At 36.8% G+C, this 14,261-nt stretch carries 13 protein-coding genes and 3 pseudogenes; 12 read left to right on the top strand and 4 right to left on the bottom strand.

What is annotated here, in order from left to right; genetic code table 11:
- Window position 1: 1 nt before the first annotated feature.
- Window positions 2-952 (bottom strand): uridine-preferring nucleoside hydrolase UriH, encoded by a 951-nt coding sequence (uriH, locus tag Xish_RS10950; protein WP_099117888.1) that lies wholly within the window; start codon window positions 950-952, stop codon window positions 2-4.
- A gap of 445 nt (window positions 953-1,397) precedes the next feature.
- Between uriH and Xish_RS10955 the strand changes: the two genes are divergently transcribed.
- The 3 genes and pseudogenes from Xish_RS10955 to Xish_RS10965 all read left to right on the top strand — a co-directional run bounded on the left by Xish_RS10955 (window position 1,398) and on the right by Xish_RS10965 (window position 4,633).
- On the top strand, window positions 1,398-2,699 hold the full coding sequence (locus Xish_RS10955; protein WP_099117889.1) for an NAD(P)/FAD-dependent oxidoreductase: 1,302 nt from the start codon (window positions 1,398-1,400) through the stop codon (window positions 2,697-2,699).
- Window positions 2,700-2,745: 46 nt separating this feature from the next.
- Window positions 2,746-3,126 carry a cupin domain-containing protein gene (locus tag Xish_RS10960; RefSeq protein ID WP_099117890.1) on the top strand — a complete coding sequence of 127 codons (381 nt, stop codon included), beginning with the start codon at window positions 2,746-2,748 and terminating at the stop codon, window positions 3,124-3,126.
- Between the two features lie 14 nt (window positions 3,127-3,140).
- A pseudogene (locus tag Xish_RS10965) lies at window positions 3,141-4,633 on the top strand (aldehyde dehydrogenase family protein).
- A 133-nt stretch (window positions 4,634-4,766) separates the two neighbouring features.
- On the opposite strand, the pseudogene Xish_RS10970 reads toward Xish_RS10965, so the two are convergent.
- Window positions 4,767-4,853 (bottom strand): annotated as a pseudogene (locus tag Xish_RS10970) (IS1 family transposase); the annotation flags it as partial.
- Window positions 4,854-5,242: 389 nt separating this feature from the next.
- On the opposite strand from Xish_RS10970, the gene Xish_RS10975 reads away from it, so the two are divergent.
- The 9 genes from Xish_RS10975 to Xish_RS11015 all read left to right on the top strand — a co-directional run bounded on the left by Xish_RS10975 (window position 5,243) and on the right by Xish_RS11015 (window position 12,602).
- Window positions 5,243-6,133 carry an acetaldehyde dehydrogenase (acetylating) gene (locus Xish_RS10975; RefSeq protein ID WP_099117891.1) on the top strand — a complete coding sequence of 297 codons (891 nt, stop codon included), beginning with the start codon at window positions 5,243-5,245 and terminating at the stop codon, window positions 6,131-6,133.
- Window positions 6,130-7,131, top strand: a complete 1,002-nt coding sequence (gene dmpG, locus Xish_RS10980; protein WP_099117892.1) for a 4-hydroxy-2-oxovalerate aldolase — start codon at window positions 6,130-6,132, stop codon at window positions 7,129-7,131. The genes Xish_RS10975 and dmpG overlap by 4 nt, the downstream gene beginning before the upstream one ends.
- Window positions 7,132-7,164: 33 nt before the next feature.
- Window positions 7,165-8,712 (top strand): amino acid adenylation domain-containing protein, encoded by a 1,548-nt coding sequence (locus tag Xish_RS10985; protein WP_099117893.1) that lies wholly within the window; start codon window positions 7,165-7,167, stop codon window positions 8,710-8,712.
- A gap of 33 nt (window positions 8,713-8,745) precedes the next feature.
- Window positions 8,746-9,678, top strand: a complete 933-nt coding sequence (locus tag Xish_RS10990; protein ID WP_099117894.1) for a chlorinating enzyme — start codon at window positions 8,746-8,748, stop codon at window positions 9,676-9,678.
- Between the two features lie 19 nt (window positions 9,679-9,697).
- Window positions 9,698-9,904, top strand: a complete 207-nt coding sequence (locus tag Xish_RS10995) for a phosphopantetheine-binding protein (RefSeq protein WP_099117895.1) — start codon at window positions 9,698-9,700, stop codon at window positions 9,902-9,904.
- 309 nt (window positions 9,905-10,213) lie between these two features.
- Window positions 10,214-10,825, top strand: a complete 612-nt coding sequence (locus Xish_RS11000; RefSeq protein WP_099117896.1) for a LysE family translocator — start codon at window positions 10,214-10,216, stop codon at window positions 10,823-10,825.
- Window positions 10,826-10,837: 12 nt separating this feature from the next.
- A complete protein-coding gene (locus Xish_RS11005) occupies window positions 10,838-11,233 on the top strand; it encodes a cupin domain-containing protein (protein WP_099117897.1) in 396 nt (131 codons plus the stop codon).
- Entirely contained in the window at window positions 11,233-11,997 is a 765-nt protein-coding gene (locus tag Xish_RS11010; protein ID WP_099117898.1) for a thioesterase II family protein, read from the top strand. The genes Xish_RS11005 and Xish_RS11010 overlap by 1 nt, the downstream gene beginning before the upstream one ends.
- A 14-nt stretch (window positions 11,998-12,011) precedes the next feature.
- Entirely contained in the window at window positions 12,012-12,602 is a 591-nt protein-coding gene (locus Xish_RS11015) for a LysE family translocator (protein ID WP_099117899.1), read from the top strand.
- 44 nt (window positions 12,603-12,646) lie between these two features.
- On the opposite strand, the gene Xish_RS11020 is transcribed toward Xish_RS11015, so the two are convergent.
- Window positions 12,647-13,468 carry an AraC family transcriptional regulator gene (locus Xish_RS11020; RefSeq protein ID WP_099117900.1) on the bottom strand — a complete coding sequence of 274 codons (822 nt, stop codon included), beginning with the start codon at window positions 13,466-13,468 and terminating at the stop codon, window positions 12,647-12,649.
- A gap of 451 nt (window positions 13,469-13,919) precedes the next feature.
- A pseudogene (locus Xish_RS19390) lies at window positions 13,920-14,220 on the bottom strand (IS982 family transposase); the annotation flags it as partial.
- Between the last annotated feature and the right edge of the window lie 41 nt (window positions 14,221-14,261).

Raw genomic sequence — 14,261 nt, forward strand, 5'->3', positions numbered from 1 at the left:
ATCAGTAAATTGTTTCACCAATGTTCTTCAGGGCATCAATCACTAATTGCCAGAATTTGGCGTGATCCAATTTGACAGCAACTTGCGTATGGCAATCTTCAGGTGGTGGAAAGCGGAAATCTGCAACTGTCATTCCAGTTGTTAGGGTTCCCATTAGTTCGATATTAACAGGGACTTTTTGGGTCGTCATGACATCTGGGTCGATCACATAGGCCACAGCACAGGGATCATGCACAGGAGCGTAGCTAAATCCCTGATGTTCACGATACCTGTCACCATAAAATTTCAGTGCATCCAAAACGAACTGGGCGGAATGAGTCTTAATCCGGGCGATTGCCTCAATAATTTCAGGTGTTGCTTGCGCTTGGTGAGTGAGATCTAAACCAACCATCGTCAGCGGCCATTTTTCATTAAAAACAATGTGTGCGGCTTCTGGATCAATGACGATATTGAATTCTGCAACTGCACTTCTGTTTCCTTTATGATAACCACCTCCCATTAATACCACTTCCTTCACACGCTCAACGATTTGCGGTGCTTTGCGTGCAGCCATGGCAATATTTGTCAAACCCGCCGTTGGAACCAAAGTCACACTTTTGGGCGGATTTTCCATAATCACATCGATAATGAGATCAACTGCATGGCGCTCATCCAGTTTCATATTAGGTTCAGGAAGGACAGGGCCATCCAGACCAGTTTCACCGTGGATATCTGGGGCGGTATTGATCTCCCGAACAAGTGGACGGTGACAACCTGCTGCGAAGGGAACGTTATGAATGTTGGCGATGCGTGCAACGCAAAGAGCATTGCGGGTGACTTTATTCAGGGTTTGATTACCAACAACTGTTGTTACAGCTAACAGTTCAATATTGGGGTTCCCGTGGGCAAGCAGGAGAGCAATGGCATCATCATGCCCTGGATCGCAATCAAGGATGATTTTCTTCGGTAGCATATTTATTCCTTTCCAGTGATTATACCCTTCATTTTTCAAGTTGCTGTTTTATCGACCATAACTCGAAACCTATTAGGTACATATGTAAATATTTACTTTTAGGATAATTTACTAACAGAAAAAATTCTTTCCGACTCCATCACAAAATAGAAACGTAATAAAGTCACAATTCATTAATAAATATGCCAATAAACTGTGACTTTATTAACATGAAAGAAACAAATGGTTTGAGCATTTCAGGTACATATGCTTCATATATATCAGGCATGAAATACACGAATGTCTACTTTTGTTAATTTATTAATATTTTGCTCTTTATTGTTTTGTTAATACACCTGAACAACTAATGTTCAAAAAATGTGATAAACACTCCCTGAAAAAGGAGTAGCAAGGTAACTGCCTGCCTACATCATCAGGGGATAAGCAGATGCTCATGGGGTATAACATGAATAATAAACTTGACTCATTAACATATTACACGGCGACGAAAAAATATGATCTTCGTTTTCCAATGCTGACAGAAGATTTGGATGTTGATGTCGTTATCATTGGCGGAGGTTTTTCCGGTATCAATACAGCATTAGAGCTGGCAGAAAAAGGCATCACCAATATTGCTATTCTGGAGGGTCGCACTTTGGGATATGGTGGTACAGGCCGTAATGGTGGGCAGGTGATGACAGGCATTGGCCATGATTTGGATAAGATCAAGCGCCACGTGGGTAAAAATGGTCTAGAAACTATATTTAAAATCAGTAATTTGGGCGCTGGAATTATTCGTGATCGAATAGCCAAATATGATATTCAGGCTGACTTTTGCCAGGGGTATGCCTATCTTGGCTGGAATTCTCGACATGATAAGACCCTGCATAGTTGGTTACAGGAATTTCGTTCGGCTTCCCCTGACACAGAAATTGAGCTTTATACCGGTGCAGATGTTAAAAAAATCATTGGTTCAGACCGTTATACCAGCGCGTTAAAACATATGGGAGGCGGGCATGTTCACTCGCTCAACTTACTACTTGGAGAAGCCAAGGCTGCCACTGAATATGGTGTTAAAATTTTCGAAAACAGTCAGGTTGTGAGCGTAGAATATGGTTCCAGAGTAACAGTACGCACAGTAACAGGATCGGTTCGTGCCAGTAAAATGCTGTGGGCATGTAATGGCTTTTTGGATGGACTCGAACCGACTATTTATAGAAAAACGATCAACACCTATGCCTTTCAACTGATGACAGAAGAGCTGTCGGATGATTTAATTGACAGGATCAGCCCAATTCGAGGGGCATACAGTGATATTAGCCCAGTTATCGATTACTACCGTGTTACCAAAGAAAATCGCCTGTTATATGGCAGTGCGACACATTTTATGGAGTATATTCCTGCCGATTTAAAAGCATGGAATCGCAATCTCATGCTTAAAACTTTCCCTTACTTGAAAGATGTGAAGGTAGAACTGGCATGGGGCGGGCCATTATGTTGCAGCGCTAATCTGTTCCCGCAAATTGGTTCTCTGCCTCAGCATAAAAATGTGTTCTATGTTCAAGGCTATTCAGGCTTTGGTGTAACACCGAGCCACATCATCTGCAAAATTTTGGCTGAGGGAATGAGCGAAGGCTCGGAACGTTATTCGCTACTCAGTTCAATTCCACACATCAATATTATCGGGAAAGACAAGCTGAGGAATGTACTGCTCTCTGTCGGTAAGACCTGGCACCAAACTTCAGGTTATTGGAAAGGGCGTCGTTAGTTTTTCTTCTTACATTTTTGGAACGTAACAATTAAAGGTAAAAATCATGATAAAGCCATTATTGTTAGATAAAGCACTTCCTGAATTAATGTCAATTGGCAGTGTCACTAATCTTGGGTCTGTTGTGGTAGAAGGGGAGCCGCAGGCGAGTGTAGCTATGATCCACGGAGAACCATCGGATAATCTGACATGTGGGATTTTTGTCTGCACTAAGGGCAAATTTAAAATGACCTATCCCTTTGATGAGATGGCAACGGTGTATGAAGGTTCAGTGAAACTGACTGATGTCAAAACTGGGGTGATGGTTGAATATCATAAAGGCGATTCGTGGTTTGCGGCAAAAGGGAGTGAAGTATTGTGGGAAATCACCAGTGAACGTTTCGTCAAACATTATATGGCTTGTATAAATGGGCAATTGTCTGACTAGACAGGGGAAAGATGATGAGTGAAATTAATTTGCTGGAGTCTGTTACCACTTTTTTGCAGCGCTCTCACGGCCATTATATTAATGGAGTCTCTGTTCTTGGTCAGGAAAATGAAATTTTCTCCATTGTTAACCCGGCTTCTGGTGAAGTAATAGCCACGGTTAATCAAGGTGGAGATACCGAAGTTAATCAGGCAATGCAGGCAGCATCAGCCGCTTTTCACGGCGTGTGGGCTCAAACTTCTCCTTTGGAGCGAGGAAATTGTTTGAATCGGCTGGCTGATCTATTACAAAAAAATAGTGAGGAGTTAGCACAACTGGAAAGTGTCTGCTCCGGTAAACCGATTCAATTATCCCGTATGCTGGATGTGGGGGCATCCGCCGATTATTTACGCTATTTTGCCGGATGGTCGACCAAAATCACGGGCGAAACACTGAGTGTTTCATTGCCATCGTTTAACGGGGAAAAATATTCTGCCTTCACTCTCCGTGAGCCTATTGGTGTCGTAGTTGGCATTATTCCGTGGAATTTTTCCATCATGATTGCGATCTGGAAATTGGGGGCGGCATTAGCCTGTGGTTGCACGATTGTGCTTAAACCCAGTGAATATACCCCATTAACGATGCTCCGTGTAGCGGAGCTGGCAAAAGAAGCGGGGATCCCAGATGGTGTGATCAATATCGTCAATGGTTCAGGTGCTCGTGTTGGATCTTCACTAATTAATCATCCTCAATGCGCTAAAGTCACTTTTACAGGCTCTGTTCCAACCGGAATGAGCGTGGGGAAATTGGCTTTGGAGCAGGGTTTAAAGCGCACAACGCTGGAACTTGGTGGCAAGAACGCAGCGGCTTTTCTGTCTGATATGACAGTTGAAAAGATCGTTGATGGCATACTGGAGGCGGGATATGTGTATCAAGGGCAAATTTGTGCGGCTGCGGAGCGCTTTTATATTCCATCCGCTCACATGGATGCGGTTTTGACATTACTTTCTGAACGTTTATCTGCAATGAAAATTGGCTCTCCCTTTGATGAATCGACGGAAATTGGGCCTTTGGCAAACAAAAAACATTACGAAAAAATTCTGTCTATGTTTGAGACGGCGCGTCAGGAAGGCAATGAAATTGTCTACGGAGGCTATGCTTTGGAGGGGCAGGGATTTTTTGTCGCACCCACAGTGATTAAAGCCAATCGTGTTGAAGACACATTAATGAACGAGGAGACATTTGGGCCGATTGGCACTTTCCTCAGTTATGATGATGAGGACGAGCTAATTACGATGATGAATGCAACGCCATTTGGCCTGTCTGCCAGCTTATGGACGAATGATATGAGCAAGGCGATGCGTATAATTCCTCGCATTGAAGCGGGGATGTTATGGATCAACATGCATACGTTCGTCGATCCTGCGGTTCCGTTCGGGGAATGAAGTCTTCAGGAATGGGGCGTGAGTTTGGCAGTGCATTTATTGAACATTACACAGAGCTGAAATCAGTCATGGTGCGTTATTGATGGATGCGTTAACTCACCAATGGAATAAGGAATCATAGCAAAATCAACATAACTTGACATATTCAATATGCTCCGTAAACAACTCATCAACTGAACCTCTTTTTTGGGTCATGACTCGAATAGTTAGATCACCCTATAAAGAATAGTATTCACGTTCGATGAAACTCCCTATCACCTTATCGTGTATTTCCTTTGATTTGGAATAGCCAATCGTCCTTCGATTTGTGGGGAGGTGATCAATTCTGCACTAAATAAAAAGATAGGGATTTGGCCGAAAAGCCTTGATATGTAGCGGTTAAGAACTTCCGGACACCACTCTACCCGAACATGACCTAATGTGACAAAATCTCTTGTAATCTGGCAAAGGTTCTACTTATTCAAAAAAATTTTATTGAAATAAAATCAATGTATTAAATTAAAATTTTTCTTATTTAAATGCATAATAAAACCAGTTATTCGCTACATTAGAGTAACAATTGATCAACTTTGCACAAACATACAATACACATAAAAAAAAGAGGCTTAGCATTATAAAAAATGAACTACCTCCACTGTAAATGTTTGTCAAAAACAGTGATTATTTGAGTTTTTTAAAGGATATCCTATTCGATGAATAAAGAAACGAAAAAACCAAGGATAGCAATAGTCGGTCCTGGTAGTATTGGACTAGACTTAATGTATAAAATAAAAAAAAATAACAAATTTGAAATTGCATTCGTTGTTGGAAGGAATAAGAATAGCGAAGGGATAAAAATAGCTCGAAACGAAGGTGTTGAGGTTTCATATGACGGAATTGAATTTATAAAAGAACATATTGATTACTTTGATTTAGTATTTGATGCAACATCAGCTATTTCTCATAGCTATCACAACAAAACATTTTCAGAGCACAATAAATTTGCAATAGATTTAACCCCAGCAAAAATAGGTAAATTATGCGTCCCGGCAATTAATTTAGATGAAACTAAAAATGCACAAAACGTAAATTTAATCACTTGTGGAGGACAGTCCAGTTTACCTATAGCTTGGGCAATATCAAAATTTTCTCAATATATTGATTATATAGAAGTCGTATCTACGATTGCTGCCAAAAGTGCAGGTCTCGCTACAAGACAGAATATTGATGAATATATAACAACAACAGAGTGTGCATTAAAAAAATTCTCAGGTGCTCAAACAGTTAAAGCTATATTGAATATTAATCCGGCAAAACCAGAAATATACATGCAAACGACTTTATACGTAAAAGCAAAGTATGATTGTTTTTCAAAAATAAGTGAAGAAATAAAAAAAATAATAAAGTCTGTCCAATCTTATATACCAGGCTATCAGTTGGAGTACGAACCAATAATTCGTAATGATGAAATTATAATTAATGTTAGTGTCAGAGGTAGTGGTGATTACTTACCGTCTTATGCAGGTAATTTAGACATTATCAATTGTGCAGCTATTTCTGTTGCAGAATATAAGCTCAACCTAAAAAATGAGATCTGCTTATGAAGATATTAATTAGTGACTCCACTTTACGCGATGGCAACCATGCTGTACGTCATCAGTTGACAACCGAGCAGATAAAAGCATATGCAAGGAAAGCTGAAGAATCTCATTTAGATATAGTGGAAGTTGGTCATGGCAATGGTTTAGGGGCCTCATCAAGTTTACTTGGTCATTCCGCAGAATGCGATATTGATATGTTAGCTGCAGCACGTAGTCAGCTAAAAAAAACACTTTTAGGAATTCATTTTATCCCTGGTTTTGGCAAATCATCTGACATAGATGATGCTGTATCGGTTGGAGTAGATGTTCTAAGAATTGCCAGTCATTGTACTGAAGCAAATACCACATTACGATATATAGAACAGGGTAAGAGTAATAACAAACTAGTTTTTGGCGTCTTAATGATGTCCCACATGGCTACCACCGAAATTCTTATCGAACAAGCTTCTTTAATGGAAAAATACGGAGCTGATGGGATTATTTTGATGGACAGTGCTGGGTATTATATTCCTACAATGGTCAGGGAAAGAATTAAGGCATTAGTTAACCATTTAAACGTACAGGTTGGTTTTCATGCTCATAATAATTTAGGCTTGGCTGTAGCAAATTCTTTAGCGGCAGCTGAAGAGGGAGCATCTATTATCGATGCTTGTATTATGGGATTTGGCGCAGGGGCTGGTAATACTCAGCTTGAAAATTTAATTGCTGTTTTGGAACGTTATCACTTTGATATAAACACTTCATTTGAAATAATTACTAAAACATTACCTGATGCAATTAAAATTATATCTCACGAAACTCCTCACATTAAATTTTCTAATATTGCAAGTGGATTATATGGGTTATTCTCAGGTTATGTACCCCATGTTCAACGTGCAGCAAAAGAATTTAACGTAAACGAATTTGATTTATATCGTTCTTTATCAGGGCGAAATTTAATTGCAGGTCAGGAAGATATAATCATAGAAGAGGCAATAAAACTCTCGAATAATAAATCTTAGTATCTATCTGAAAACTGAGTGAGGAGTATAATAATGACTATAGATTTTTTCCAACCAAAGTTAGTTCACTTAATGTTTGAGGAGCAAGCTCTTAAGACGCCACATAGAAACGCAGTCATACAGGGTAGTGGGTCTGTCTCTTATAGAGAATTAAATGAATTATCCAATAAATTGTCTCATCATCTACTAGCCTTAGGTGTTGAAAAAGGTGATAGTATTGGAATTTGTTTTTATCCTTGTATAAATACGTTGGTATGCATCCTTGCTATATTAAAAATCGGTGCGGCATATGTTCCTTTCGACCCCATGAATCCATCTGAAAGATTAATTCTTATTAGCAACCAACTAGATAACTTAAGGTATATTATTACTAATTCCGAAACGCATGATTACTTTAGGTCAGATAAAAAACAAATAATATTGACAGATGATTTATTTAGCCATATTAAAAACTGTTCTAATGAAAATCCGGCTATCGATATGGATGAGGATAACATCTGTTATATTGTATTTACTTCAGGAACAACTGGCACACCTAAAGCTGTTGCTGTAAAACATAGTGGTTGGGCGAATCTTTTAAATTGGTTTGAGAAAAAATACAAATTAGATAGCGAATCTGTGAATGTACTAGTCAGTTCATTTGGCTTTGATATTTCTCAACGAAGCATGTTATCTTCACTTTATGTAGGTTCAACTCTTATTATTAGTGAAAGTAAGCACTTTGATCCTATATTAATAGGTGAGTTGATTAATAAGTACCATGCCAAAACATTACATCTTGCACCAAGCTCTCTTTATTCTATTATTGAAGCTTGGGAAGACATTAATAGTTTGCCATCCCTACGCCATCTATTTATTGGAGGCGAGGCTCTCTCTGTTCCTCGAATTTCAAATTGGACTGCAAATGAAAACCGACTCTGCAATTTTATTCACCAATATGGTGTTGCAGAATGTACCGATGTAGCAACGTCATATACTATGAATAACTTTAATTCCTATTTGAATAACGGAATACCTTTAGGTGAAGCGGTATCTAACTGTAATATATATGTTTTAGACGAAGAACTAAATTCAGTTAATATTGGAGATATTGGCGAGTTAGTGATTACTGGAGATGGTATTGGTGCTGGTTACGTAAATAATAGTGAGTTAAATTCAGAAAGATTTATAAAAATTAAAATTGACTCAAAATTAGTCAATGCATATCGCACTGGTGATTTCGCAAGAATAAGGAACGATGGAGAAATTATTTGCATTGGTAGAAAGGATAATCAGATAAAGATAAGAGGTATCCTTACAAATTTATCAGATATTGAAAGTGTCGTGAAATCATGTAACAGTGAAATTAAAGAGGCCATAGTTGTCCCATATCATGAAAATGAATCGGACATAAGGTTGTGCATTTTTCTTTATACAGATATGGATGAAGCTTTAAGGCCAGAAATAAAGAAAATAAAAAGTGGCATCATTAATAAGTTACCAAAGCACATGCTGCCAAATAAATTTCAATGGCTTGATTCATTTCCTTTGACTACAAATGGGAAAGTGAATAGAAACGCATTATCGAATTTAATAATTTGAACTTAAGACAAATCTAAGAAATGGGAAAATATAATGAATAGTAATAATTTTGCCTCAACAACTGGTCTAGCGAAAAATGCAGAAATTCCAGAGGATATTAAAGAAGATATTGTTAAATTTGAAAAATATGGTTTTATTGGGCCAATAAAACTTTATGAGCCAGAAGAGGCAGGAGAAATTCTACGAGCACTCAGATTGGCTAATCATGACCGTTCTCATATTTTGTACGACAACAATATGAATTATGATAGGCATTTTGATATTCCTGAGTTATCAAAACATATCATGCACCCAACAATTGTTAAATACTTAAAGGCTATTCTTGGTCCAGATCTTCTTTGCTGGCGTTCTGAATGGTTTGCAAAGTTCCCAGGTGCAACTGGAACTGAGTGGCACCAGGTTCGTGACTATAGCTATACTGATGGTAATCCGTTAATTGTACCTACAGAAACTAGTTGGAACGCATTTATTGATTTAACGGTTTGGACTGCATTTACTCCAGCAAAAATCGAAACTGCTTGCATGCGATTTTTGCCAGGTTCTCATTATAAATATTATTATGATGAGAAAAAGAATGTAAAAACTGGCCGCTCAGGTGACTATAGCCATATGGAAACAGATACAGGTTTCTTTGGTTATGATTTCTCCGAATTTAAGGTTGATCCCTCTTGGGATCCAGAAGGTGCTAACCCCGTCGATATGGAACTTAATGCAGGTGAATGCGTTATTTTTACAGCATCATGTGCTCATGCCTCTCATCCTAATATTACTGACAGAGAAACTCGTTTGGCAATTTCTGGTCGATATGTGCCTACACATGTCAGAGTTTATCCAAACCTAGATTCTTATAATGCTCACGGTGAAACATTTAATCTTGAAAACTATGCAACAGTTTTAGTCAGTGGTGAGGATCGATACGAACACAATAAAATCAGAACTACTAATAATCGTGGTGTTAAATTTTAGTTTAATAAAAGGTTAAATTATGAAAGATAAAATTAAAAAAATATATTCGGAAGAGCTCAATTATCCAGCGTTATCAGAGCAAGACGATTTTTATGATGTCGGAGGTCATTCTTTAATTATGACTAAAATAAGAAAAAGATTTATATCAGAATTGAACTTAAATGTTCCGATAGATAGTTTGTTCAGATATTTGACAGTGGAAAGTTTATATAACCATATAAAATAATGTATGAAAATTGCAGCTTGTCATGCTCAATATACATGAAAGTTGCAATTTTTACTAAATAGCATTTCATAATAGTGAGAGTCTCATTTTTTTATGTTTGTTTTAATATGTTATGTGATTAGTGTTTTAAGAGAATTTTCACATATATGATAAGTGACTATGTATACTATAGTTTGTGATATAAAATATTTACAAAAATAGGACTGAGTTTCAGATGGTTGTTATTATTTTGGGAATATATTTTTGTGATATTTAATTTGTAAATTAAATGATTTTTATTGATTTAATCTATTAACTTAGAGAGGTTTTATGGAAATATTTCTTTATACGCTTGGTGTAATGTATAGCCCTGGTCCTGTTAACTTTATGGGTATGAATGCAGGTCTAACAGGTCAATTTAAAAAAACAATTGGTTTTTTTATTGGCGTAGGCTGTGCAATGTTAACGTTATTTATATTGTTGGGGTATGCAGGGGAAGCTATTATCTCTCATAAGTATCTTCCTTATATTTCATTGCTTGGGGCTTTGTATACATTTTATCTTTCATTTAAAATGGTGACATCTAATATACAATTGAATAAAGGAGATGGAAGCATTGGATCTGATAAAACCCTGACGTTTTGGAATGGTTTTTTGATTCAAGTGTTAAATCCCAAAGGCGTGCTTGTAGTCTTACCTGTCACTACGATTATGTATCCTGCTGCTCATATTACAGGGCCAATGATATTTTTGGTATCGGTATTGATTTCAATTGGTGGAGCAGGCGCACCTGGACTTTATTCATTCTTTGGTGTAGTTATTGGTAAACAGATAAAAAATGATTCCTGGCTTAATATTATAAATAAAGTAATGGGAGTGCTGCTGGCTATTGTTGCCATTTTTATGGCATATGATTTTTTTGTCGGTGTTAACTTAATATAAGGTGTGTGTATCATGTCTTCTATATTTAAAAGTTTCTTAGTTAATTGGGATGATATACCAAGAGAGAATGTTTCAGAATCTATAGGAAGACAAGTTATTCATGGTGACGAATTAACTATTGTTAAACTTTATATGAAATCTGGTGCTTGTGTTCAAACACACTCACATCCAAATGAACAATTTACTTGGATATTAACCGGTCATATTCGGTTTCAGTATGGTGAAGATTTAGAGCATGTTGTTGATTTAAAGTCGGGTGATGTTTTACATTTACCTGCTAATATTCCACATAATGCAACATGTATTGAAGACACAATTGACTTCGATATTTTTACTCCTACACGTGAAGATTGGAAACTTCCAACAGGGAATTGTTATTTTTCATCAACAAAGAATGGTTCAAAATAATGATGCAGAAAAATAAATGGATTTCACATTTCGATGATGTTAAAAAAAATCGACTTAGAATTATTTGTTTTCCATTTGGAGGTGGAGGTGCTTCATCATATCGTTTGTGGCACGAACTTTTTGATTCCGATGTTGAAATTTGCCCAGTTCACTTACCTGGTCGAGAAAGTCGATATGGTGAAGAACCATGCTTAGATGCAGATGTTTTAATCAATGATCTATTACCAGAATTGTTACCATTACTTAATTGCCCTTCCATCTTTTTTGGATATAGTTTAGGTGCAGCATTAGCATATAAAACTATAGTAGAATGTTCAAAAATTGTCAGGAATAATAAAATATTGTCTCTAATATGCTGTGCTAGAATTCCTCCTAGCAAAAAAATTGATAATGAATCTCTTACCCAGTTATCTGAGAAAGAATTCATTGAATATATTCTTTCTTTAGGGGGAATTTCACGTACTATCTTTAATGATCCAGAACTTCGTACAATGGCTTTAAAACTACTGCGTAGCGATTTTATTTTATCTTCAAGCATTATTGAGCCCGAAGATAAAATGGTAAATATCCCTATCTATGCTATTGGTGGGGATGCTGATCCTTCTGTTTCAATTGAGAGTTTGCAAGGATGGAAGAGATGTACAAGTGGTGAGTTTAAGTTTTTCACCTTGCCAGGAGGGCATTTCTTCATGAATGAAAATCCTATTAAATTTTATGGATTATTGAATGATATTATTTCATTTGAAAAGGCAAAGCTAAGTTAGATGTGGAGTTGAATATGATTTTGGTAAATTCTACTTTAACAATGATAACAGGAATTGGTTTTGTTCTTTTAATTCCTGGGCCAACTAATACATTGCTATTGGTTTCAGGATTGAAAAATGGTGTTTTTAAGGCGTCACCTTTAATTATTGCTGAGGTTTTTGGTTATATTATGGCAATCGGAGTTTGGGGAGTATCTCTATCTACTATACTTAAAGGTGTGTATTGGTTTCCAGAAATAATTAAGGCTTTATGTTCATTTTACATATTTTACTTGGCAACTAAGGTGTGGTCATATGGTCGGACTTCATATTATGAACATAAAATCTCATTCCCACAGATGGTCTTAGCTTCAGCGCTAAATCCAAAAGCTATTTTATTTGTTAGTTTATTTATACCTAAGTATTCATTTAATAGTATAAATGAATTCGCTTTTTTAATTTTTTTATTTATCATGATTGTGATTCCTATCGGTTTCTTATGGGTTTCATTAGGTGGAATAATAAGGAAACAATCTTCTCAGAACTTATTGTTTATAATATATAAAGTCGCTTCTGTTATTCTTATGGCGTTCAGTTGTATTTTGTTTTTATCTTTATTGGCGTAATAAATCTAAAGCGCCCTGTCAAAAAAGGGCGCAAATTAATTTATTTAAATATACTTTGCTTTATTTACATTTTTCCAATGTGCTGGTGTTATTCCAAATGTTTTTGTGAAATGTCTTGCCATATGACTTTGATCGAAGAAGCCTGCGATCAATGAAGCATCAGTAATGGATTCTCCAACAATTAGACAGGATTTTACTACATCTAACCTTCGCATTGTCATATATCGATGAGGACTGGTTCCGAATAGTAACCTGAAATCTCTCGAAAGACTCCAGCGATCACGATTTGTGTTGCGTTCAAGTTCATCTAGTGTTACATTTTTATCTAAATTTGAATGAATATACTCTCTTGCTCTTTCCGCAGCGAAATAATCAAAATTTCTCTTTCTGTTTAAAGGCGCTCCACTTGCTTCAACTAATGAGATAACCAAATCATAAAGAGCATCATCTTCTTCCATAGGATCTATTCTGCAATCCATATTTTGTAATAATGCGTGTGTGGCCCTAAAAATATTAGGATCTTTGGTTATCCCATTTTTTATAAATGGTAATGGCTTTCCCTTTATTATTTCTTGTATCATTGATGGTTCAATATATATCATTTGATAATGGAAACCAGCACTAGTTCCAGCCTCGCCATCATGAATTTCGTCAGGATGCAATATAATAGTGTTACCAGGAAGGCTGTGTTGCATGCGGCCACGATAGTGAAAACTTTGAACTCCAAATAAGGTTTTTCCAATTGCATAGGTGTCGTGTCTGTGAGGGGAATAGGCATGATTTAAAAAATAAGCTTCTATTCTTTCGACTTTCCTAGTATCGGGTGCCCTGTATACCCAATCTCGTGATGTAGCCAATCCATACATATTAACTCCATATGACAGTTATATTGTAAAATAATTAAAAAATCACTATTTTTTAATAAATTCCTATTCTAATTACAATACCTTACATGGAGTAATGATCGGGTAGTTAAGAAGTGAATTGGTTACGGGAACGTCACGCTCAGTGGCACACGTTATGCAGCATAGCGGTTGTAGATTTTGGCATGAAAAGCAAGCAAAATTATATAGTTATGAAATAAGATATTATATTACCGGCGATTGTGATAAATCGGCTGAATTATCGCTTATACCATACGCGGTCATTAGGATGTGTAGTGAGATGACTTCTCCCACCCTATAGCAGTAAATTGACAGTGTGTTTTTCTTTTAGAAGAGGCCATCATCATGAACAGTACAGCACTTATCGGTATTGATCTAGGTAAACAACTTTCCACCTGCACTGTTAGGATAAAAATGGAAACGCGCTTTATCGTAAGAAAAGGAATCAGTGCCCTTTTCTCCAGAGTGAGCATTCGAGTATAACTGATTAATTCGGGGGGGATGTCGGTAAGGTATTGTTTTACATGTTTATTGTAAAAAGTTTTAAAATCACGATAATGTCTCATATGGAATAGAATGAGGATCATCATGACTTCGCTGATAGAGCTGAGAGAAAGGGACGCTTCGCGGTGCCGTTTACGTAATTCGTTTTCAATGAGCAGTTGATGCCAGAGAGGCATAAATTTTTGGCAAAAGTCATCGATGCAACAGTAAAGTTCTTCTAAATTAGACATGCCTGAGGGTCTCCACGATTTTGTTTTCTTTAGCACGTGCC

Source organism: Xenorhabdus ishibashii (assembly GCF_002632755.1).
GTDB lineage: Bacteria > Pseudomonadota > Gammaproteobacteria > Enterobacterales > Enterobacteriaceae > Xenorhabdus > Xenorhabdus ishibashii.